This is a genomic window from Ruegeria sp. BC5 (assembly GCF_056539205.1).
This window is the reverse complement of sequence record NZ_JBQFUN010000001.1, coordinates 83543-105306: the sequence shown is the minus strand read 5'-3', so window position 1 is coordinate 105306 and position 21764 is coordinate 83543. Positions and strand designations below refer to the sequence as shown.

The 21764-nt window shown below is 57.8% G+C and carries 23 protein-coding genes and 1 pseudogene; 13 read left to right on the top strand and 11 right to left on the bottom strand.

Translation table 11 applies throughout. The annotated features are described in order from the left end of the window. The first annotated feature begins 2 nt into the window (after positions 1-2). From ACR0LY_RS00515 to ACR0LY_RS00460, 12 genes are all read left to right on the top strand, one after another. Positions 3-281 (top strand): VirB3 family type IV secretion system protein, encoded by a 279-nt coding sequence (locus ACR0LY_RS00515; RefSeq protein WP_170349214.1) that lies wholly within the window; start codon positions 3-5, stop codon positions 279-281. Next, positions 271-2637: a VirB4 family type IV secretion/conjugal transfer ATPase gene (locus tag ACR0LY_RS00510; RefSeq protein WP_170349215.1), complete on the top strand. Its 2367-nt coding sequence runs from the start codon at positions 271-273 to the stop codon at positions 2635-2637. Before ACR0LY_RS00515 ends, ACR0LY_RS00510 begins: the two co-directional genes overlap by 11 nt. Then, the gene (locus tag ACR0LY_RS00505; protein ID WP_170349216.1) at positions 2630-2788 is read left to right on the top strand and encodes a hypothetical protein; all 159 of its coding nucleotides are present in this window, start codon (positions 2630-2632) and stop codon (positions 2786-2788) included. Before ACR0LY_RS00510 ends, ACR0LY_RS00505 begins: the two co-directional genes overlap by 8 nt. Next, complete coding sequence (locus ACR0LY_RS00500; protein WP_170349217.1) at positions 2781-3929, top strand: lytic transglycosylase domain-containing protein; 1149 nt, start codon at positions 2781-2783, stop codon at positions 3927-3929. Before ACR0LY_RS00505 ends, ACR0LY_RS00500 begins: the two co-directional genes overlap by 8 nt. Beyond that, a complete protein-coding gene (locus ACR0LY_RS00495; RefSeq protein ID WP_170349218.1) occupies positions 3926-4705 on the top strand; it encodes a type IV secretion system protein in 780 nt (259 codons plus the stop codon). Before ACR0LY_RS00500 ends, ACR0LY_RS00495 begins: the two co-directional genes overlap by 4 nt. 4 nt (positions 4706-4709) lie before the next feature. Continuing rightward, positions 4710-5360 carry a VirB8 family type IV secretion system protein gene (locus ACR0LY_RS00490; protein WP_170349219.1) on the top strand — a complete coding sequence of 217 codons (651 nt, stop codon included), beginning with the start codon at positions 4710-4712 and terminating at the stop codon, positions 5358-5360. Positions 5361-5363: 3 nt separating this feature from the next. After that, entirely contained in the window at positions 5364-6059 is a 696-nt protein-coding gene (locus tag ACR0LY_RS00485) for a TrbG/VirB9 family P-type conjugative transfer protein (protein WP_170349220.1), read from the top strand. Beyond that, positions 6052-7365 carry a TraB/TrbI/VirB10 family type IV secretion system protein gene (locus ACR0LY_RS00480; RefSeq protein ID WP_170349221.1) on the top strand — a complete coding sequence of 438 codons (1314 nt, stop codon included), beginning with the start codon at positions 6052-6054 and terminating at the stop codon, positions 7363-7365. The genes ACR0LY_RS00485 and ACR0LY_RS00480 overlap by 8 nt, the downstream gene beginning before the upstream one ends. A gap of 2 nt (positions 7366-7367) precedes the next feature. Further along, positions 7368-8363, top strand: coding sequence for an ATPase, T2SS/T4P/T4SS family (locus tag ACR0LY_RS00475; RefSeq protein ID WP_170349222.1), 996 nt, complete (start codon positions 7368-7370; stop codon positions 8361-8363). Continuing rightward, complete coding sequence (locus ACR0LY_RS00470; RefSeq protein WP_170349223.1) at positions 8356-8532, top strand: DUF4177 domain-containing protein; 177 nt, start codon at positions 8356-8358, stop codon at positions 8530-8532. The genes ACR0LY_RS00475 and ACR0LY_RS00470 overlap by 8 nt, the downstream gene beginning before the upstream one ends. Positions 8533-8552: 20 nt before the next feature. Then, positions 8553-9551 carry a TrbL/VirB6 family protein gene (locus ACR0LY_RS00465; protein WP_170349224.1) on the top strand — a complete coding sequence of 333 codons (999 nt, stop codon included), beginning with the start codon at positions 8553-8555 and terminating at the stop codon, positions 9549-9551. Between the two features lie 510 nt (positions 9552-10061). Further along, a complete protein-coding gene (locus ACR0LY_RS00460) occupies positions 10062-10742 on the top strand; it encodes a hypothetical protein (protein WP_170349225.1) in 681 nt (226 codons plus the stop codon). Positions 10743-10753: 11 nt separating this feature from the next. Here ACR0LY_RS00460 and ACR0LY_RS00455 read toward each other — a convergent pair whose 3' ends face one another. The 11 genes and pseudogenes from ACR0LY_RS00455 to ACR0LY_RS00405 all read right to left on the bottom strand — a co-directional run bounded on the left by ACR0LY_RS00455 (position 10754) and on the right by ACR0LY_RS00405 (position 20368). Further along, a complete protein-coding gene (locus ACR0LY_RS00455) occupies positions 10754-11515 on the bottom strand; it encodes a S1 family peptidase (RefSeq protein WP_170349226.1) in 762 nt (253 codons plus the stop codon). 3 nt (positions 11516-11518) lie between these two features. Next, the gene (locus ACR0LY_RS00450; RefSeq protein ID WP_170349227.1) at positions 11519-12166 is read right to left on the bottom strand and encodes a hypothetical protein; all 648 of its coding nucleotides are present in this window, start codon (positions 12164-12166) and stop codon (positions 11519-11521) included. Continuing rightward, entirely contained in the window at positions 12163-12972 is an 810-nt protein-coding gene (locus ACR0LY_RS00445) for a DNA-processing protein DprA (RefSeq protein WP_170349228.1), read from the bottom strand. Before ACR0LY_RS00445 ends, ACR0LY_RS00450 begins: the two co-directional genes overlap by 4 nt. Before the next feature lie 451 nt (positions 12973-13423). Further along, the gene (locus tag ACR0LY_RS00440; RefSeq protein ID WP_170349229.1) at positions 13424-15316 is read right to left on the bottom strand and encodes a type IV secretory system conjugative DNA transfer family protein; all 1893 of its coding nucleotides are present in this window, start codon (positions 15314-15316) and stop codon (positions 13424-13426) included. After that, entirely contained in the window at positions 15309-17117 is a 1809-nt protein-coding gene (locus ACR0LY_RS00435; protein ID WP_170349230.1) for a relaxase/mobilization nuclease domain-containing protein, read from the bottom strand. The genes ACR0LY_RS00440 and ACR0LY_RS00435 overlap by 8 nt, the downstream gene beginning before the upstream one ends. Continuing rightward, positions 17104-17694, bottom strand: a complete 591-nt coding sequence (locus tag ACR0LY_RS00430; protein WP_170349231.1) for a hypothetical protein — start codon at positions 17692-17694, stop codon at positions 17104-17106. The genes ACR0LY_RS00435 and ACR0LY_RS00430 overlap by 14 nt, the downstream gene beginning before the upstream one ends. Before the next feature lie 174 nt (positions 17695-17868). After that, on the bottom strand, positions 17869-18150 hold the full coding sequence (locus ACR0LY_RS00425; protein WP_170349232.1) for a hypothetical protein: 282 nt from the start codon (positions 18148-18150) through the stop codon (positions 17869-17871). A gap of 7 nt (positions 18151-18157) precedes the next feature. After that, a pseudogene (locus ACR0LY_RS00420) lies at positions 18158-18361 on the bottom strand (hypothetical protein); the annotation flags it as partial. Further along, entirely contained in the window at positions 18358-18561 is a 204-nt protein-coding gene (locus ACR0LY_RS00415; RefSeq protein ID WP_014880597.1) for a hypothetical protein, read from the bottom strand. The pseudogene ACR0LY_RS00420 and the gene ACR0LY_RS00415, both read right to left, overlap by 4 nt. Then, positions 18558-18866: a hypothetical protein gene (locus ACR0LY_RS00410; RefSeq protein ID WP_170349233.1), complete on the bottom strand. Its 309-nt coding sequence runs from the start codon at positions 18864-18866 to the stop codon at positions 18558-18560. Before ACR0LY_RS00410 ends, ACR0LY_RS00415 begins: the two co-directional genes overlap by 4 nt. Before the next feature lie 623 nt (positions 18867-19489). Next, on the bottom strand, positions 19490-20368 hold the full coding sequence (locus ACR0LY_RS00405; protein WP_170349234.1) for an ArdC family protein: 879 nt from the start codon (positions 20366-20368) through the stop codon (positions 19490-19492). A gap of 478 nt (positions 20369-20846) precedes the next feature. Between ACR0LY_RS00405 and ACR0LY_RS00400 the strand changes: the two genes are divergently transcribed. Then, a complete protein-coding gene (locus ACR0LY_RS00400; RefSeq protein WP_368040135.1) occupies positions 20847-21764 on the top strand; it encodes a GIY-YIG nuclease family protein in 918 nt (305 codons plus the stop codon).

The window sequence follows — 21764 nt, the reverse complement described above, 5'->3', positions numbered from 1 at the left end:
GCATGGCAACGCAAACGCGCCTCTTCCTCGGTCTGATCCGGCCGCCAAAGCTCATCGGCTTGCCGATCATGTATGCCATGGTTTGGCTCTTCGGGTTTGTGTTGCTGTTTCTCTGGGTCCAGAGCTGGCCGGTGATCATCATTGCCGCGCTGGCCTATCCTGCGCTGTGGAAAGCCGCTGACTGGGACCCGGCCTTTCTTGAGGTGACGGTCACCGCGCTGCAGGAAACGCCGCCCACCCCGAACCGCAAGATCCATTCGGGGGACAGCTATGCTCCGTGATGCTTCGGATGATTTTGCCGTACTGCCGGACTGGGCGCACAAAGAGCGGCCTATGGCCAGCATGCTGCCCTATGTAAGCCTGGTAAATGATGTGACGATCCGCACGCGCGGCAATGCTTTGTTCCAGTGCATCCGCCTTGGTGGCGTCAACAGCATGATCAGCGATGACGCACATTTGGAGAAGATCCGCGCGCTCTTCGCGGCGATCATCGCGCAGATAGGGCCGGAGTACAGTTTCTACGTTCACAAGGTTTCAAAAGAGATCGAGACCGCATTGCCACCGGTGCCCGAGGAAGGGTTTGCACAAGCGCTGGACATCCGCTGGCAAACGGCCATGGCGCGGGCGGGCCTGCGGGACAAAACGCTCACGCTGACGGTGCTGAAACGTCCTCCTCTCGGTGCACGGCTGCGCTTAAAACGTGCAGATTCAATCGCACAGCTGAAAGACCAAACAGCCAAGCAGCTGAGCAAGCTCGAGGAGGTCGTTGGGTTTCTACGATCCTCCTTTGCGGAGATGAACCCGCGCTTGCTTGGAGCTGAAAGCGGCGAACTGCTGGGTTTCCTTGGGGCACTCAATATTGGCCAGGAGCGCCCGCTTTTCGCAAAATCCCGCTTTGGCGTCATTGCCGAAGATGTAGCCAACACCCGCGTCACGTTTCAAGGGCGAGGCTTCATGCTCGACGATGGGACGAAGGGCAATCGGTTTGGCACCAGCTTTGCGATCAAGACCTATCCAGCCAAAACCAACTGCACCATGTTCGATGAGCTGAACCTGCCCGTCGACATGGTCGTCACGCATTCCTTCACGCCGATCAATAGCAACATCATGGCCAACCGGATCAAGCGCCAACAGCGCCTAATGAAGGCCAGTGATGATGGTGCGATTTCTCTTGCTGAAGAACTGGTAGACGCGCTGGATGATCTTGAGTCCAAGCGCCTCAGCTTTGGCGATCATCACATGACGGTGACGGTTTTCGCCGAAACCGAGGATAAGCTGGATGCAATCGCCGCCGAGGTCCGCAACATCGCGGCTAGTGAAGGCGTAAATCTGGTGAATGAGAGCTTCGCGGCTCGGACCCATTATTTCGCGCAGCATCCGGGAAATGGACAGATGCGCAGCCGCAAGGCCGCTATCACCAACACGAACTTTGCCGATCTCGCAGCGCTGCATCGCGGTCAACTGGGCAAGCCGGGTGATAGAGTGCCTTGGGGCAAGCCGATCACTCTCTTCCCGACACCTGAACGATCTGGTTTCTTTTTTAACTACCATGAGGCTGGTCAGCCAGACAAAGAGCCGACCGGTGGTCATACTTTGATCCTCGGCCGTCCTGGCTCAGGCAAATCGGTGTTGTCGGCCTTCCTCATGACCCAAGCCCGGCGCTGCGAAGCGCGCGTATTCGTGCTCGACTATCGCGCAGGCATGGAAATGGCCGTGCGGGCCAATGGGGGGCGCTACAGCGCCATCAAGGCTGGAGAAGCGACAGGTCTCAACCCGCTTCGCACCGAGATCGACGGGCGCGGGCAAGCCTGGCTCTCCGATTGGCTGGCGACGCTGCTGCATCGCACCGACAAGCCCCTGAGCCCGGTTCAGATCAACCGCATCCAAGAAGTGGTGCGCCAGAACGCCGGGGCGAGCGATGCTGCCCTACGCAACTGGCAGGATTTGGCCTCCCTCTTTGTGGCGGGGGCAGATGAAGGGGATCTGTTCGAGCGGATTCAGGAATGGACCGCAGATGGTCGCTATGGTTGGATCTTCGGTCAAAGCGCTGAGGATACCTTCTCGCTCGATGGTGATGTGGTCGGGTTCGACCTGACCGGCATACTCGACAGCGAAAGCGAGAAGGAACGCATGGCGGTCCTATCCTACCTGTTTCGGCGGGTAGAGCGCGTAATCGAAGACCGCAAGCAGACATTGATCATCATCGATGAGGCCTGGAAGGCGCTCGACAACCCGTATTTCGCGGATCGGCTCAGCAATTGGCTGGTCACGGCGCGCAAACAAAACGCGGTTGTCGTGATGATGACCCAATACGCAAGCCAGCTCGAGAAAACTCGCACCGGCAAGACGATTGTCGAGGCTGTGCCGACGCAGCTCCTGCTGCCCAACATCCGCGCCTCGGCCAGCGATTACACCATGCTGGGCCTCACTGACAAAGAGCTCAGCGTTCTGCTCGGAACAGGCAGCAACTCCCGTCTGGCGCTGGTGCGTGACGATCAAGGTTCGGTGGTGATCGACGCTGATCTCAGCGCCCTTGGCCCCTACCTCACGATCCTTGGCGGCATGGAAAAAGGCGAAGCACTGGTCGGCGCGGATTATCGCCAAACCCCCGATTTTTGGAGACAGATTGATGCGTAGACTTTGCGTGCTGACCCTCACCCTTTTGACCCTGACAGCCTGCGCGGAATACCGGCCGTCAGAAGCTGAATGCTTCAACTCCTTTGCCGAGGTCAGCCGCAGCAACTGCAATTTCGAGCTGCTTGGCCCGATTGGCGGTCTCAGTGAGTAAGCACCGCCTGCATATCTTTGCGGGCTTGGTCTGTTTCAGCGCGCCATTAGCCTATGCTCAAGGCGTGCCCACATTTGATGCGGGCATGTTTTTACAGCGCGAGCGCGTGCTGCAGCAGGGCGAACAAGATCTGGCGCTGCAGTGGGATCGGCTGACCAAAGAGGACGAGCTTCAAGAGCTCGAGCAAGAACAACTCCAGACGCTGGAAGACATCCTCGATGCCGCGACGCTTGCCAGCGGGAACTCAGGCGCGCTGGTCGAAAGCCTGGAAGCTGGTTCATCGCCTGGGAGCGCCGCAGAGACGCTTTACGGTCCGGCCGACCCAAACCCCGGCGCGGCACAGATGTTCGGCGATGCCTCGGGTTCGATCGAAGAGCTGATCATTCGCGCGGCTCAGGAAACGCACCATATGCCCGGCGTGCGCGCGGCGGGCCTGTCGCCCAAGCAATGGCGTTGCCTCCTGCAGGCGCTGATCTGGCAGGAAAGCCGCTTCACCATAGGCGCGCGCTCCCCTGTCGGCGCGTTCGGCCTGACCCAGATCATGCCCGGCACGGCGCAGGATCTCGGGATCTACCCGGCCTACTATGAGAACCCCCACATCCAGGTCACAGGCGGCGCGCGTTATCTGGCGCAGATGCTGGCCATGTTTGATGGCAACATCATTCACGGGCTGGCTGCCTACAATGCCGGTCCCGGCAATGTGCAGCGCTATGGCGGTGTGCCACCTTTTGCCGAAACCCAACACTACGTTCAGGTGATCCCCGAACGCTACAATCTCTACCTTGCCCGCGTCGGCGGCGTCGACGCGCTTGGCACGATTGATCCCGTCTTGCTTGCCAACTCGACAATGAGCCTGACCTCCTTTGGTGCAGGAGTTTATGGCGATTATTCCTTGGTGTCGGTGCAAGCGGCCGCGCTTCGGGTGCAGGACATCATCACCCGCATTGGTGAGACAGATGACATTCACGCGGCCATGACGCTCAACACCTATGCGCGGGCGGAACTCGCTCGCCTGATCGCAATCCGCACGCGCCTCAAGGCCGCTCATACCCGCCCGCTCAGCGCCGCAGAACTGGCCATGGCGGCAGCTCAAGCGCACGAGCAAGACTTCATGCAATTCGATCTGGAGGCACTCCGATGATCCGCTTTCTTTCTGCCGTAGCCACCTGCGCATTGTTGGTTGCGTCCCCTGCATCTGCCCAAGGCGTTCCCACGGTCGACACACGCAACATCGCGCAGGAAATTCGTCAGCTGCAGCAGATGCTGGAGGATTTCGGGATCCAGACCGACCAACTCGACACGCTTCTCGAACAGCTCGACCTAGTGCAGCAGCAACTCGACACGCTCAATGAGACCTACGCCGCCCTGACAGGCGCAACAGACATCATCGAGATGGCCATGGGCGGCGACCTTGACGGCCTCCTAGACCAAGAATTTGGCGACCTCCTTGGCACCATACGGCAAATCCAAAGCGGCGATTTCAGTGGCCTGATCGGCAATGCCGCGCCTCAAATGGAAGGCCGTATGACGCAAGCCCTGGAAGACGCGGGCTTTGATCAAGACAGCCTCTCCGACATGGCCAGCAGCGGCAATCCGGGCGCGGAACGGATCGCTAGCCAGGCGGGCACCGGGGCGATGATGTCGGCGGCGGCCGAGAACAGCTACGATGAGGCCGCGCAATCTCTGGAACGGGTCGAACAGCTGGTATCGCTGATCCCTGACATGGAAACGCTCAAGGAAGCCGTCGATCACAACACACGCGTCACAGCCGAACTGGCGATTGCCATGACGCGCATGTGGGAACTCGAAGCCATTCAGACCGTCGGCGCGGGCCAGTCCGGCGTCGTGGATGCCGCCACGCTGGCCGAAGAACGCCGCTACATGGACTTCACCCTGCCAGACTTGCGCGCGGACTGACCCCATGAACAGCGAGGAAGAAATCATCGAAGAAGAGCTCGTCTACGGCGCAAGACGACGCGAGCTCATGTGGCAGAAACTGGGGCTGACAGGCATGGCATTTGGCATGGCAGGTTGCCTCGCCGCTGCCCTCGTTGCCCTGTTCGACGTGGACCCGCCGCCCATGATCGTGCCCTTTGATAGCGAAACCGGCATGGCCCTCCCCAATGCCATGGTTGAAGCGGTCTCACTCACGGAACGCCCCGCTATCATCGAGGCACAGGTCTACCGCTATGTCATTGATCGAGAGACATATAATCAGCTCGACAATGATGTTCGCGTGCGGCGGGTCCTGGACCAGTCAGACGGCGCGGCCTCTGCAGGGCTGCGCGCGCTTTGGACCAGCGGCCATGAGGCCTATCCGCCCGACAGCTACGGCACAGATGCCCGGCTTGAAGTTGAGGTGCTTTCGATCACCCATATCAGCGCCAATCGTGCCCAGGTGCGCCTACGCAAGCGGCTTAACTCGCCGCGCGGCACTCAAAACGGGCTCTTCACCGCAACGCTGATGTTTGAGTTTCGGCCGGAGAACAGCCGGTCGATCGATGATGTCTGGCAGAACCCTTTCGGCTTCACTGTCACCGAATACGCGATCCGCTCAGATCGTCTGGAGTAACCCATGCGCCGCCTATTCCTGATCCTCGCTTTAATTGTTCCGCTTGCTGGCACCGCCTATGCTGAGACCCAGCCGCGCCAAGGCCCCTATGATGCCCGCGTCCGGCTGGCCACCTATCAAGATGGGCAGGTCTACCGCATCCGCACCAGCCTGACCCATGTGACCAGCATTGAGTTCGGCCAAGGCGAAACCATCCGCTCAATCATTGCTGGCGACACTGAAGGCTTCCTTCTCGACGGCGTGCCCGGAGGCCAGGCCTTTGCGATCAAGCCCGTCACGCGCGGAGCACACACCAACATCACCGTCTACACCAACCGGCGCAGCTATTATTTCAACGTGACCGAGGCGAGTTCGCCGACCTTCTACGTTATTCGCTTCACCTATTCTGAGTCCGCTCCCCGGCAATCCCGAGTGGCCGCGAGCCATCCTGCAAACCACGCCTATGGCGTCAGCGCGCGAACCGAGATCACCCCGCAAGAAATCTGGGACGACGGCACCTTCACCTATTTCCGCTTTGCCGCAAACGCGCCGCTGCCTGCGATTTTTCGCTGGTCAAACGGCAATGAACGCAGCGTGAATGCGCTCGCGCGGCCAGATGGCGCGATCCGCGTCTCAGGTGTCAGCGATCGATGGGTTCTCCGGCTCGGCGAGGACGAGATCTGCGTCCAAGAGATGAGCGAGGCAAACCACAATGAGTGAAACAGCTGAGCTTAAGAAACGCCTCGAAGCGCTTGAAGGAAAGCCACAAAACCCAAAAACGCGACCATCTTTTTTCGCCGTCGCCCTAGGCATTGGGGTAATCGCGGCTCTTGGCGGCCTATTGCTGTTGTTCTCTGGCGGCTCTGAACCCGACAGCTTGGAAACCGCCTCCCCAGATGAGTTCCAAGCGGAAGGACCGGGCTTTGGTGCGCTCGAGCCCACGCCCGCACCGATTGACACAGCCCCGCCGCCGGAGCCGGAACCGGCCAGCGACACAGAAGAGCTGCGCGCGCAAATGGACGCCATGCGGGAAGAGCTTGAAGCCCTGCGCAACGCACCTACAGCTGAAGCCCCAACCGTCGACCTTGAGGCATTGGATACCTTGGGCGCAGAGATCGATGCGTTGCGAAGCGAGGCAGCAGCAACGCAAGCCGCCTTGCGCGAAGAGCTGGAAGAACGTGCGCGACAAATCCAGCGTCTGCAGAACGATCTAGAGCTTGCACGCCTGGAAACGCCGCGCACTCCTGTACCCACCGGCCCCACGGCCGAAGAACTGCGCCTGCAAGAGCTCGAGCGGCGGCGGCAAGCCGAGCTTGAGGAACTGCAAGCCCGTATTGCCAGCCCAATCATCGCATTTGGCGGCACTGGAAGCGGCAATAATGATACCGCCGCCGAGCAGCGTCGACTTGATGGCGACACAGAGTTTGTCCGCAATGGCGCTGAACCTGCTGAGGTGACGCAAGCCCAGTTGATTGTGAACCCGTCAAACACGGTCGTTCAGGGCACGATGATCCAGGCCGTGCTCGAGACAGCGATCGACAGCTCGCTCGCCGGTCAGGTCCGCGCGATGGTATCGGAAGATGTCCATGCCTATGACGGCACGCGGATCTTGATTCCACGCGGCGCGCGGCTGATCGGGCGGTATCAATCCGGTCTCGACATTGCGCAACAACGCGTGACGATCGCCTGGGACCGGATCATTCTGCCCAGTAATCAGACCGTTGAAATCAGCGCTTTTGGTGGCGACGAACTGGGGCGCTCCGGCACGACCGGCTTTGTCGGCAGCCGTTTCGGCACACGGTTCGGGTCAGCCGCCCTGATATCGCTGATCGGAGCCTTGCCAGCTGTGGCAGCCCAGAACACCGAAGATGAGATCACCTCTGATGTTCTGGAAGGCATTGGCGAAGACCTTCAGGACAGCGCGCAAAGCGTGATCGGCGAATATCTCTCCGTCTCGCCGGTGATCTATGTCGATCAAGGTGCCCGCGTCACCGTGATGGTCGACCGTGATTTGGAGATTTTCTGATCATGGCGGCCAGCTATCTGCAAAGCTCGATGGACAAGATCCCCGAGGCGCGCGATCCAAAGCTGATTGAGCTTTGCATCAACCCCGACGGCACGCTGTGGGCGGAGTTTCAGGGGGATCACTTCATGCGGAACGTCAATCGACAGCTCTCGGCGAATGAGATCAAGGACCTGGGAAATCAGATTGCCTCCGCCGCGAACACCACGCTCAGCCGAACGAAACCCATCGTCTCGGTCAGTATCACCTATCGGAACCGCCCGATCCGCGCGCAAGTCATCCAGCCCCCCGCTGTCGATGGCGGTTACGCGATTTCCTTGAGGTTCTTCGCGGATTTGCCGTTGGAGCAGATCAAGCTGTCTTACCTGTTCGGAAAAGAGCGCAGCAATGAAGGTGCAAGGCGCAAACGCAATGCCGAGCTACGGGATGTCGTGGCCACCGGCGACATCGACGCCGCGATCAAGTTCTGCGTCACCCACAAGCTCAACATGATCGTGTCCGGCGGAACCTCGACCGGCAAGACCGTCACAGCACGCAAAATCCTATCATTTGTGCCCGCCGACGAGCGTATTATCACGATCGAAGAGGCCGCCGAGCTGCGGCCAACACAGCCCCATGTCGTCACCCTGATGTCTGATCGCGACGAAGCCACACGCAGCGCTGATGTCCTGCTGACCTCCACCCTGCGCATGCGGCCAGACCGTATCGTCCTGGGCGAAGTACGCGGCAAAGAGGCCATGACCTTCCTTGAGGCGATCAACACCGGCCATGGTGGCTCACTCACCACGCTCCATGCTGAAACCCCTCAGCTGGCCGTGCAGCGCCTGGCCATCGCCGCCCTGAAAACCGACGTGCCCATGACCTACCAGGACATGAACGACTACATCACGCGCTCGATCGATGTGATCATCCAGGCTGGTCGCCATGAAGGCGCACGCGGCATCACCGAATTCTACCTGCCGGTTGATCCGGCCCATTCAAAGGAAACAGCCCATGTTTGAATACAAGATTGAACTGATCAACACCGCCAAGACAAAGCCGCCAAAGATCGAAGCGCAGCTGAGCGCCCTTGGCCAAGATGGCTGGGAGCTGGTCTCGGTCGTGCCGGATTTCGACGGTGAGCACATCTTGAAGGCATTCCTGAAACGCCGCACCGGCGCGGGCGCCTAAACCTAACTGAGGGGAATCCTATGGGCGTCGTGACCTGGATGGTAGAGACCACCGACAACTTTCTGGATGACGCGGCCCAAACCACTTTTGGCAACGTCGCCGGGCAGCTCGGCGGCGTCATTGCCGTAGCCTCGACGCTCGCCGTGATCGGCGTCTTCCTCAACATGGTGTTTCAGTACAAGTCCATGGATGGGCGGACCGCCTTTTGGTTCGCCCTCAAGCTTATGCTGATCTCTCTCTTTGCGATGAACTGGGTCCAATTCAATGCCGTGGCTAGCGCCCTCATCAACGGGCTCGACCAGCTCGCGGGCGGCATGGTGGCGGGGCTTGGCGGCGGCGGGGCTGGCGCGTCTTACTTTGCCGGGGCCTTTGACGATCTCATCGAAGAGTTCGGCGACTACCTTAACGCGGCTGGAGACAACATGCATTGGATGGCCGGAGCCCTGATCGGCGCGATCGGTGCGTTCCTTTTGGGCGTCATCGGCGCACTCTGCGGGCTTGTTCTGATCTTTGCCAAGATCATGCTGGCCTTCATGATCGGCATCGCCCCCATCATGATCGCGCTTTCGTTGTTCGATGTCAGCAAGGACTATTTCCACCGTTGGCTGTCCAGCACTGTGTCTTACGCTCTCTACCCTCTCGTGATCGCAGGCGTGTTTTCCACCGTCGTCGGCATGTCGCGTTCGCTGATGACCGAACTCGGAGATCCATCCGGTGCAAGCAATATCGGCGCGCTGGTCCCCTTCTTCATGATGATGTTTCTCGCAGGCGGCATGATCATCGCAACCCCGCTGATCGTCCGTTCAATCTCAGGCAACTTCATGATGGCCGGACCGCCGAGCATTCCAGGCCCTGGCGGCTTCGCAAAGGGGTTGATTGGTACAAAGGGCTCGCGAGCTCGGGCACGTTTTGGGACCAGATCAAACGCCGAGATCGCGGGAGCCGGAATACGGCAGGCGGGCGGCGCGACTGTTTCTATGGTTCAACGGGTGGCCGATCGGGCCAAGCGGTTGGAGTAGGGACATCGACCCATTGCGGACTCTCGGCATGGCTATCGAATGCTGGAGTGCAGCCCTCATTGCCGCCATACGCCGCGCACGCGAGATTTGTGCTTTGACGGTCGCCGGTTTACGGTACCTTTTCAAATTTTCGTTGGCGCTATGGTGCAAAGGGCGACTGTGCGCACTGTTTGACGGCGGTGAAATGCAGCAAGGCCCATCCAAGGCGGCAACGCGCCGAAACGAGACCAGTAGAATCTGCCAGAAATAAGCTTCAACTGATTGTTCTCTGGTCTCGGCCATCCAAGGTCGCCTAAACTAGGGCAACACCACCGAAGCCAAAGCGGTTCATCGTGTGCACTGGGTTACAGAAAGTCCAGCGCGAGACATAGATCTGAAGCCTACAATCGCGCTTGCTACTATCCGCAACCTAAAGGCACATCATTGCGTTGCCCTTCAATGCATGAGAGATCTGCTAAAATAGCGCCCGATATAGTAAGGATTGTATCATTGCCGTTGCGAGTAAAGCCAATGGTCCAGTATTTGACCGAGCATGTCGAGCAGATGCGGGACAAAGATTATACCTCTCTGTCGATAGCTAAAGCCGTCAAAGGCCGTGACCCTGGCGGAGTGGAGAAAGCACTCAGGCTTGGCGGAAAGGTATATCGCTTCGGCCCCGGTTCACCGGAGGGAGCAGTCAGCCTATGGACCGCTTGGGCAACCCGCTTAATCTCAGAAGCGATGGACCCGCCAGACGGCCAACTTGTCATCGTTCCTGTCCCCAATTCCCAAGCAACTATTGCGAATGATGATGACTTCCGCACGTGGGAACTGGCACGTCGCATTGCTGATGAATTTGGAGACAACGTGACAGCTCATGATGAATTGAGGTGGCTGGAAGCGATGCCAAAGGCAAGCGAGGGTGGGCCACGTCAGGCTCATGAACTTTTCCCAAAGTTGAGATGCGATTTGAAGGTTAGCGCTGACGCTGACCGCATTCTAATTGATGATATCCTTACAACCGGTGGGCATCTTCAGGCTTGCGCCGCTAAAGTTCGTGCCACCGGTTCTTCTATCGAAGCCGCGCTGGTTTGTGGCCGAACTAAACACGTTCAGGTGTCCAATCCGTTCGCAATGCCGGTTGAGGAATTCGCCGACTTTGATCCAGATGATCCATTCGGTTTCGGAGCAATTTTCGATGAGATAGAATAAACAATAGGTTGCTATGACCGCTTACGATCGAAGAGGCCGTCCCAAAGTTCGGCATCCTCGGGCGAAAGCAATCCGTGTTCTCCAAGGCATTCGAGGATAGGTTCGACACTTAAGACAGTCATATAACCGAGTTCTTCAGGTACGTCGCTCTTCAGCAAACTTGACGTCACCATTCCCATAGCGACACCCCATTCGGAGAGGACCACACCACCACTAAACCCCCCTCGCGCCATCGTTGAAACAACAAAATGGACATGCTTCACAACAGTTAAGTCAACGACGGCATTTATTTGGCTTCTAGCGGCGACAAGAATGTTGCTTTCCGCGAGTGGTATTGGTGGAAAGCCGAGAACGAGGACTTCATTCAAAACAAATTGATCATCATTGATCCAATCATCCAGATGGCCGCCCAAAGGAATTTGGGGAAGGTCGGATAGACTGGGAACTGAAAAGACAGCCACATCAATGTTGCTATCTGGATGAAAAAGCGGTTGCAGTGTGACTAACTCAAAACGGTCATACTTCTGAAAATGCGCCGTCTCTTGTAGCGGACGATGGTGCCGAAAACTGTCGATTTCGACGCTGCAATCGGTCTTTCCTTCGACAACATGGCGTGCTGTCACGAATGAACCGCCGCCAACATGAAATGCAGAGCCTAAACCGGGATCACCATTTTCATCCCTAACCACTACGGGAAGAACGGCGGCGCTGTATTCAGCATACAGCTCTTTTGCGGACTGCTTTTCCGCGACATGCTCGGCTTTCGATTGCACAGTTCAAAATACTCCAGACAGGTCAATATTCTCGAATGGGTTGGGGTGAATTGTGCGAGCGATGAAGATGCCGGTGATTGGCACCCCAGGGAAGCGTTGAGACAGGACGGTGTGCATAGCTCGATAATGCCTGCCGACTGTTAGAACATCATCGAAAATACCTATATTTACGGGAGCGGGGTTGGTAAGGGTTTCGTCTATTTGATAATTTGCAATTAACTCTTCGACCGAAGCGCGATTACCGTCTCCGGCAGCATGTGACGCTTCCATTGAAGCGGTCTGTTTAACAATGCTGCGCACGTCGAGACCGTCCCGGATACCATTGCATATCTGCTCCATGCGGTCATCATAGTCTACATGATCTGGCGCTTTGGAACCGGGAATTGGAACAAGTGTGGCTTCGTCAAGCCATTCTGGTCTAAGTGAACTCGCGAACTCTCTCGACACTTGTCGAATTGCATGTCCCTTGTATTGCCAACCGCCCTTGGTGAGGCGTTCGCTCGGTTTCTTCTTGAGGTTCCAGATCAGACTATTGGTTTCGCCTTCAAAACCAGCATTGGCCTTGTACTCACGCAGGAATATACAAACGTCTTCGGCGTTCAAAGCGTTGTGATCACGCCGAATTAATTCATCAACTTGTGTAAAGCTCATTCGGACGGCAGCGCCTTCCAAATGTCTTCTGGTTCTCGGACGCGAATTGCGCCTTCCTTTTCGAAACGGGCAGGCCAAGTGATAGTAGGGTTCTTGAAGCAGCTATCCAAGATAAACAGCTTTCGCCCCTGATAAAGTGCAGCACGAGCTTGGGTCAGCGTACCGGATGTCTCGCCTGCTTCAACTATGATAGTCCCTTCAGTAAGGGCGCTCATGGTCGCATTGCGTTCGGGAAAGTAAAACCGCTTTGTCTTGAATGGCTGGTTCGAATACCTCAGCACAGGCACTTGCGACACAAGAAGGTGCTCTTTTGCTATGTGCGCCTGAAGTTCGGCATTCTCTTTCGGGTAGCTTTCCCCTAGCGGAGTGCCGATCACCGCGATGGTTCTGCCACCTGCTTCGAGTGCTGCCGTGTGAGCGGCTTTATCTATGCCCGTTGCGAGGCCAGAGACAACCGAGAAGTTACGGGCAACGAGTTCCTTGGCAAGGCGTGCTGCACGTTGTGCACCTTCGTCTGACGGTTTTCGACTGCCGACAACCGCAAGACTCCGCATCTCGCTGAGTTCCCATGTGCCTTGATAGTATAGCAACTCGACCGGATGCTTGGCGTGGCGCAGTTTGGCAGGGTAGTCGCCAGCTTTGTTGATGCGGACGCCGAATTGGTACACGCCTGCCTTATGCAGCATCTCGAGCACCTTGGTCGCCGTTTCATCGGCCACTGCCGGTGCTACAAAATCGGATGGAAGCGCGGTTTCGTCCGCAGCGAATTTCTCTGCTAACGACTTGAACGTCGCACCCTGCTCCATGAACAACGCTTCGTAAGCCCCGAGTTCCCTCCGGGGAGAGATCGTGGTTCTTGCCGGGCCATCATGGGCTGTAAGCGCCAGCCTATTCACGGCATGGCAACGCGCTGTCTGTGATCATCTGCGTCTCCCTTGGCCGTCATTTTTTGTCAGCCTGTTTCACTCAGAATGCCCCAAAACTAACCTGAATTACAATACCAAGATATTAACCAGGGCTCCGTTTCTGCATCGCAGCGACTATGACTAGTTCGCGTTCATGCTCCCGCGGTTCGTCCTGCACAAAGTCTTCGGAAAACACATAGAAGATTGTGGTATTGACCGCAGCTGTAACCGCGTTTCAACCTGAAGCTGAAGTTCTGCAAATAAGGATGGCGGTCGACTAGGCGCAAAGAAGCTCCGTTTGGACCTGTCCACCAGAGTGTTAACAGTGGCAGCGAAGGCCGCTTCCCTGCCCTCACCCCCGAGCGGCCTCTTCCATAAACCTTTCAACCCGTTCAGCTCCGGCCTGATAATCACCCAAACTAGCCTGATCACCTGACAATGTTTTTTGACTTCCCGACGCCAATTCAGCAATCTCTTCGCGCCGTTTCCGACCATCTTCAAAAGCATCATCAGCGATCCCTCTTGGCACTTCCAACGCGCCAATCTTAGCCTCCAGCGCCTTGATCTGCCCTTGCAGGCCGCGCATCTGGTCCCCCGCTGTGGGATATGGCAGATCGCCTGTCTGCTTGTCGAAGATCTGCTTAAAAAACCGATCATCATAGTATTTGATCCGCTTGGCCCGAACGGGCATTTGCGCGTCGACCACAAGAACGATGTCATCAAGATCCATGCGACGGGCCTCATCCTCAGGCAGTAATGCGGTTTCTTCGGTCCTTTCAGACATGCTGCGCCCGGCAAATGGGTTGCGGCCGACGGAGCGTGATCGGGTCACGACGCGCTTTGTGGTTTTCCCTACCGCTTTGCTGAGCTCTTCAATGGTCTTTTCATCTGAGGGGGTCAGATAGAGCTTGATACCCGCGTTGCCCTGCAAGGCCCGACGGGCATTTTCTCCGTAGATCTCGTCCAAAGCCGGGATCGTCTGTGTGACGATCGCAAGGTTGGCCCGGTAGGACCGCAGGGTTTCGATGCTATCGAGAACGATCGGCATTTTGCCCAGGCGGTTGAATTCATCGAGCATGATCATAACCGGCCAGGGTTCGTCCTTGCCGGGTTCATGGTCCTGCAGCGATGCCAGCAGGTCTGAGAAAAACAGGCGGATCAACGGCGCGAGGGGCTTCACCATCAGCGGTTCAACCACAAGATAAACCGAAAACGGCGTCTTTCGGATATCGCGGAAATCGAAGTCTGACGTTGCGGTCGCACGGTCAATTGCTGGGTTTGACCACTGCTTGAGGCCAGATGTCATCAAGAGCGATAGATAAGACGTTAGGGTGTCATTGTTGGTCGAGGCCATGCGCATAAAGATCAGCTTGGCGGCTGGGTTGACCACCTCGTCGGCGCGGCGGCGATATTCCTTCTGCTTGTCGCCACCTGATGCGGTGATGCGATAAATCTCACCCAAAGTTGGCCGCTTGCGCTCGAACGCCAAAAGTCCTGCCGCCACGAATAGGTCAATACCGCCATCGAGAAGCCCCTGCACCCGGTCGTTATCTGCTTGCAGGAACAGCGAAGCCAGAAGTTGCAGCTCGATCTGCTGGCGGTCGACGTTTTCCAGCTCCGATATGCGCAGCAAAGGATTGTACCGGTGCGAACGGCCATCCTTCCAGTCTGTTGGCGCGAACCGGAACACCTTGTCGCCCTGCGCAGCCCTGTGGCGGGCCGTTGCCTCGAAGTTTTCGCCCTTCACGTCGAGCACGACGGCACTGCCCTGATAAGTCAGAAGGTTCGGAATGACGAACCCCGTGGTCTTTCCGCGTCCGGTTGGAGCCACGATCAGCGCATGGGGAAAAACCTTGGACATGACAAAGGGTTTGCGGCTCTTGGGCTTTCCCATTTTGCCGAGGACAAAGCCGTGGCCAGGCTTGCCGAAGAAACCGTTCCGCTTCATCTCGGACATCTGCTGCCAGTGGGTTTCCCCAAATTTGGTCAGCGCATCGTTCATCAACACCGCACTGAGCAAAACACCGGCACCAGTGCTGATCCCCACGACCAAGTGAACAATCTGCACGTCGGCCTGATGAGTCGTTCGGAGAACCCCATAGCTGCGTGCCAGCATCAAGAAATCGATATCCGCCCCGACCCCGAACCAGTGGAACGTCAGAAAGGCCGACGCCAGAACATACCCCAACACCGCGCCCAGAAGAGCAAAGCTCATGACGCCGAGTGCGATCCGCGCCTTACCCATGCGTCACACCTTTTTCGCCGTCGGCATCGACATACCGCTCGCGTTGAACATCAATTTCTTCATTGGCGATCTCGTCTAGGACATGCTCCATCGCCACACTGTTCGCCAGAGCGGCATCGCTCTGCAGATAGGCCTTAGCCGCATAGAGCCGGTCCAGGCGGTCTTCGATATGTTCCTCCAGCGCGGTCTCATCGCCAATTGCCAAGTCCGGGGTATTTTCTTCACCGGCCAGATCCTCCAGTTCGGCCCTCAAAGTCTCGCGCTCCAGATCGTTTCGGAATGGATCTGCGGTCGGATCATGTCTCAAACGGCTCAGGATGTCAGAGGTGGTCGGCGGCAACCCGTCGACTATGGCTTCCTCCCGGTCGGCCTCCACCGCTCCACTGTCCTTGAGAACTTCAGCATCGGCCAACATACGACCCAGATCACTGTGCACATGGTCAAGGCGGTCGATCGCTTTCTCAAGCTCATCGGCACGTGACAGGTCAAAGCCGTCCTTCTCGGCAATCGCCTTCAAATCCTGTCCAAGCCATTGCCGCTCGAGCGCGGCATTGCCCGCGCCGATTTCGACCCGACGCGCTACATCCTGCGCGTCAATGCCGGTGCCTTTCAAAGCCTGTTCAAGACGTTCGGTAAGAGCTGTATCCCGCAATGCACTTTGGGCGTCGGCCTGAATGTTCGCGGCCGAATAGATCCCGCTCTTGGAGGCATCTTCGAGCAAGGTGTGGGACTGCGTTCCCATTGGGCTCAGATGTGACAAAGAACGATAAATGTCGTTCAGCTCATGCTCCAGCGCGGCACGTCGCTCCACCGGGGCGTCCGCTACAATGCGTTCGGCCTTTTTGATCTTGTCGTGAAAGGCATCCACGACCTCATCAAACGAATGCTGTTCTTCGGCCATGCCGTATACCTTTCCATCTGCTTCAATCGGTTTGCCCTGCGCCAAGAGCCGCGCGGCCTTGTCCAAGGCTGCTGCAATGTCATGCTGGTTCTCGCGAGAGGCCTCGGCGGCCAGGCCGCGATAAAGCCGCGCGTTATGCGCCACCTCAGCCAAGGCACGGTCAAGCTCCGGCCCGACGCGCTCACGTTCGGACAGCTTCCGGACCGAGGCTTCCGCGCGACGCTGGTCTGCATCGCTTGGCCTCTTCGTCGTGATCCCGCGCTCGAGCTTTCGCGTCGCCTCAAGCCTCAGCCCATAGCGGTCTGACACCTCGACCATCGCCTCGCGAAAACTGTCGTAGTTGAAGTGGTGCCCCTCTTTCAGAAAGAAGAATTCACCGTCCTTGCTGCGCCGGTTAAGAACGATATGAGCGTGCGGGTGATCCCGGTCCTCATGCACGGCCGCGATATAGTCGAAGTGGCTGCCTTCGCCCTGAAAGAACCGCTCGCAGATCTCGCGCGTGATCTCGGCGACATCCTCACCGCGCGTGCCAATTGGGAAAGCCATCAAGAGATGCGAGGTATGTCCCAGCTTGGGATGAAACCCCTCAGTCCATTGCGCTGAAAACCGACGCGTGACCTGTTCGATCTCTTTCGCGGACAAGACGCTTTGGCCATCATAGGTGCCACGGCTGTCGATGATGAAGCTGGACTTGGTGGTCAGGTATTCCAGCTGGTTGCGCAGCTGCGCTTTGTTGTGCGTTCCGCCATCGCGAATGGCTTTGAAGATCGCGGGGGAATGGCCCATGGCGGCGCGGGCCATTTGCTTGGCACGGGTACGCGGCACGCTGCCGCGAATGCGGCTCCAGTCGCGATCGAAGAAGGCCTCCTGCGCGGCGGCAACGGCGCTATTCCGGGCCATCGGCAAAGCCTCCCAGTACGCGGGCAACCTCGCCGGACAATGCACTTCGACGACGCTGCGCCATGTCCTGAACCTGGTCTGCGATGTCGAAGATCAGCCCTGCTAAAGCGCGAACCTGGCCATGGGCAGAGTTGCCATAGGGCGGCGTCTTGCCTTGGCGCTTTGCTTCGTTCAGGCGCTGTGCGATCTGGTTGATGTTGTTGCCGGTGCGATTGAGAGAGGCCGATAACCCCTGCATCTGGTTGGCCAGTTCATCGTCGGGAACAAATAGATCGTTCGACGCATAGATCAGCCGCCGCAACCCCTCGGCGCGGCTGGCAATTTCATGCCGCGTCAGCACCGCATCGAAGCTCGCGAGCTCCTTTGGCGTCAGCCGGACATTTACCAGTTCGGAGCGCACGCGCGCGTCGAGTTTGCGGCTTTGATCGGCCTTCAAGGTGTAGAAGATGCTGCGGGCTGTGACGCCGAATTCGCGGGCCAGATCCTCGATCGGCACCCCCTCGGCACGCTTGCGCACGATGGCAAAACGCTGGTTTTGCGTCAGTCGCTTGTGCCGTGGTGCGCGCGGTCGGCCCATGTGAAGTAATCACCCCTATTTCTTGCCAGCATCATACAGGCAGCTCCGTTATGGCATTTCGCCATAATTGATTCAATATTATAATATTGCGTCAACTGCCTGTATTCCGTTTGGAGCAGCCATAGGCTGCGACCGCCGGGCAAAGCTCGGCCACATGCGCAAGGCATGGCACCACTAATCGTGGTTCCACGCCTCAGCATCGCCAAGCAATTGCAGCGCCATTGCGCGGGCCGCGCCTTCAGCGCTGACATAGATTTGATGATCGGGCAGCTCTTGCACATCAAAGGGCTGTTGCGGGTCTTCCGGGGTCTCAACTCGGACATAGATCGCCCAGCCATCAATCAGTTCTGGATCATCACAATACTCCTGCCCGCCATCGGGCAGATTGCAGAACCCGTGAAGATGCACGCTGGCGCGGCCCTCTCGGGCCGCCTGCCTGATATCAGAATACCTCATGCCGAACCTCTGCACTTTCCCCGATGAAAAATTCGTCAGGCTCGCCATTCAGGCGGGTGCCATCACGACTGGTCAAGCCAATAGCTGACCCATTCCGTGTGAAGGTGATGAGGTATTGCCCGAGTTCATCACGCGTCACCACATACCCGCTATTGACCCAGTGAACGCGGTTGCCCGCGTCCACTGCTGCTTTGATCTCTTCCAAGGTCATCGCAACGCCTCCTCAAGGATTGCGAGTGCCCCGAGACAATCGTCGATATAGGGCTGCTCTTCGCCGTCCAGATCGTTCAGCTCCAGCCGGTTCAACACCGCGTAAAGCGTGGCGCGCGCCTCACGAGCTGCGCTTCGCAAGCTGACAGTATCTTCCAAACGCGCGGTCGCAAAATCATCGCTGTGATAGTCAGGGGTCATCGGATTTCTCCTGCCTTGTGTTTCCAACGCGGGGCGATGTCCTTGAACGGCACGGTGAAAGGCGGCAGCGCGTCAAAGCCGTTCGAGCTCTTGACCACCTTCACCTTGGCGCAATCATCCTCGACGCTGAGGATCTCTACACAGAACACGCCCCCCAAACCGGACGGGACAACGATCTCCTTCAGCTCGTGCCGATGCTTCCCGCAATAGACGCAGGTGCTATAAAGCCCGTCGATGATGTGACCGCCGGTCGTGCGATCACAGTCGCAGGTCCAGAATTTCGGGGGCTGATATTTGTGAGCCATTTGTGGCCTCCTCTTGGGTGCTGCGGTTGGGGCTTGCGCCCCCTTCCGCCGATGGGCTGCACACCGGCCAATCTGATCTGACCGAATACGCATGTATTCGGCGGAACAGAGTGGGTGGGGGCACAGCCCGACCCACGGCCCTGGAACGGCCAGTCAATGGGTCAAAGCCAGTAACTGGTGCGGCCCGCAGCGCGCTTTCGCGCGAGGACACGGGTTGCAGGCATTGACGACGCGCCCGCGCGGCGCTTGCCCATTGACGGGACGTCACAGGGATGTTGGGCGGACCAATCAAATTGAAAGAAGCCTGAAGGAGGTGAGCGGGCTGAAAGCCGGTCGATCCTCCGCACAGTCCGTTTCTCAGGGCGGCCCGTGCGCAGCAGCACGGGCCAGATTTTTTTTCCCGTTCAAAATGCCTGCGCCCCGCCACGTGCGGCGGGGCGCAGGTGCTCAAAGCTCAACACCGGCTTTCAAGTTGCCATCAGGATCCAGCCATTTGCGAGCCTCTGCGCAATCCAAGCAAATACAGGTGCAACTGCCTTTCACGATGACCGGCGCGAGAAAGATCACTGGGTTTGACGCGCTGCATTTGCGGCACGTCATCGGGGGTAAGATTGCGGGGCCGCTCATGCTGCGGCCGCTTTCGATTGACCTGCGGCTGCTAGGACAAAATCGGCGGCTTTCTGCGCCTCGGATGCCGCGCGAAAAATCGCCCGTTTGTCCTCTTTGAGCGCTTTCAACCACCCTTCAACATAGGCAGCGCTTTGGTCGAATTCCGGATCAACGCCAATCTGAGCACCAAGGAAACAGGCGCCGATTTCCGCCACCAGCTCCTCAAAGGCATAGGCTTCGCGGTTCGCAAATTTCTTGATCCGCTCCAGCCGCTTTTCGCTACCGGTCCAATGGATTGATTCATGGGCAAGGGTCGCAAAATACCCTTTCGCACTATGAAAGGTCGCTACGGGCGGCATATGGATGTGATCCTTGGCCGGGCTGTAAAAGGCTCGCGGCTCATCGGTGGTCACGATCTCCGCACCCGTGCGAGCAAAAAACGCCTCAAGCTCGGGATCAACCTCAGTGCCAAGATCGCGCGGGGCCTCGGGCCGGATATAGTAATCCTCGGGCAAACCTTCGATCTGATCGGCATTGAAGACGCGGTAGGCGCGCGCATAGGGCAGTTCCTCCTCGATGCCCAATTCGTTCTCTCGGGTGAACGTCCCGTATTTGACCACGGTCGACGACGTTTCGCCTTTGCGGACTTGGCCGCCCAGCTCCTGCGCCTGTTTGTAGGTCATCCAGCGGCTGGACATATAGCCATGCTTGGCCGCCATGACCCAGAGCATCAGGATGTTAATCCCGCGATACTCCTCGCCGTTGTGCCGTGTCGGCAGGGCAATGCCGGACGCGCTCCCTGTCCACGGTTTGCGCCAAGGCGGCGTGCCCGCCTCGATCTCTGCAATAATGGTGTCGGTGACATGGGCATAAACATCAAACTTCGGTGCCATTTGTGGCCTCCTCGATCAAAGTGACGCGGGTGAGGCTTCGTGCCCTCTTCCGCCGATGGGCTGCGCCTCGGCCACCTGATCTGACCGAATACGCATGTATTCGGCGGAACAGAGTGGGAGAGGGCAAAGCCCGACCCACGGCCCTGAACGGGGCTGTCAATCGGCCACATTTGCGAAGAAAATGTCTGCGCCAAAATCAGACGCCAATTTGCTGCGCGAGGAATGGCTCGCTCGCGAGACTGGGGAAATTGGTGGCTGATTTTGGGGATGGACTAAGGTTGACCGCCACGGTCAGGGATGTTGGGCGGACCAAACAAAAGGAATGGTGTCTGGATCGGGGTGAGCGGGCCAACGGCCCGTTGAGCCCTGGTGCAGTCCGTTTGCAAAAGCCGTCCCGACGGGACGACAATCATGTAATTTCGTGGTTAAAGTGTGCTGTACAAGAAATTATTAGAATCATGTTTTCAGGGGAAAAATCGTGCAAGCAGAGGGTTCATTCGGTCGAACAATCCAGCTTTTCCTCGTCGACGGAAAGCCAACTGGGCTGCGAAAAGCGACAATCCATGGTTGGACAGGTTTGCTTTTTGTAAGCGGCGCTTCAGCTTTCGGCGACCTGACCGCTCGTGAAGAAGTTGATCGGACCGGTATCTATATCCTATCGGGTCCTGATCCCGAAAAAGCCGGTGCAACCCGCACCTATATTGGCTCTGGAAACTCCGTCGCTGAGAGGATCAAGCAAAGCGCGATCAAAAGAGACTTCTGGGAAACGGCCATTACCATCACCACAAGTGACGATGACCTTTCCAAAGGACACGCTGAATACCTGGAGGCGCGGCTAATAGAGCAAGCCGCCCAGGCAGGCCGCGTCACGTTAGATAACGGAACGCAACCAGACACCAGCAGGCGACGATTGCCAGAGGCGGACGTTGCCAACATGGAGCAGTTTTTGTCAAACCTCCGCATCATCCTGCCCGTGATCGGCCTGGATATGCTCAAGCCACAACCGCGCGCGGTGACTCAGACGGCCAAGCCGGTTGACGAGCGGACCGAAGGAGAAGTGCAATTCGAGATCCGCCATAAAAGCGGCGTCAAGGCGACCGCTGTCGAAGAAGATGGTGAATTTGTTGTACTGGAAGGGTCTGAAGCGCTCACCGAGACTGGCTATGTCCAACAAAGCTATGGTAGCTTGAAAGAAAAGCTCATATCCGACGGCACTCTGGTCGCCGACGGCAATCAAAAACTCCGTTTCACGAAGCCTTGGTCGTTCAATAGTCCTTCAGCCGCCGCTGCTGTCGTCCTGGACCGAAACAGCAACGGACGCCTGGAGTGGAAGGTCAAGGGATCAAAACAGACGTACCACGACTGGCAACAAGCAGAGGCACGACAACCATCATAG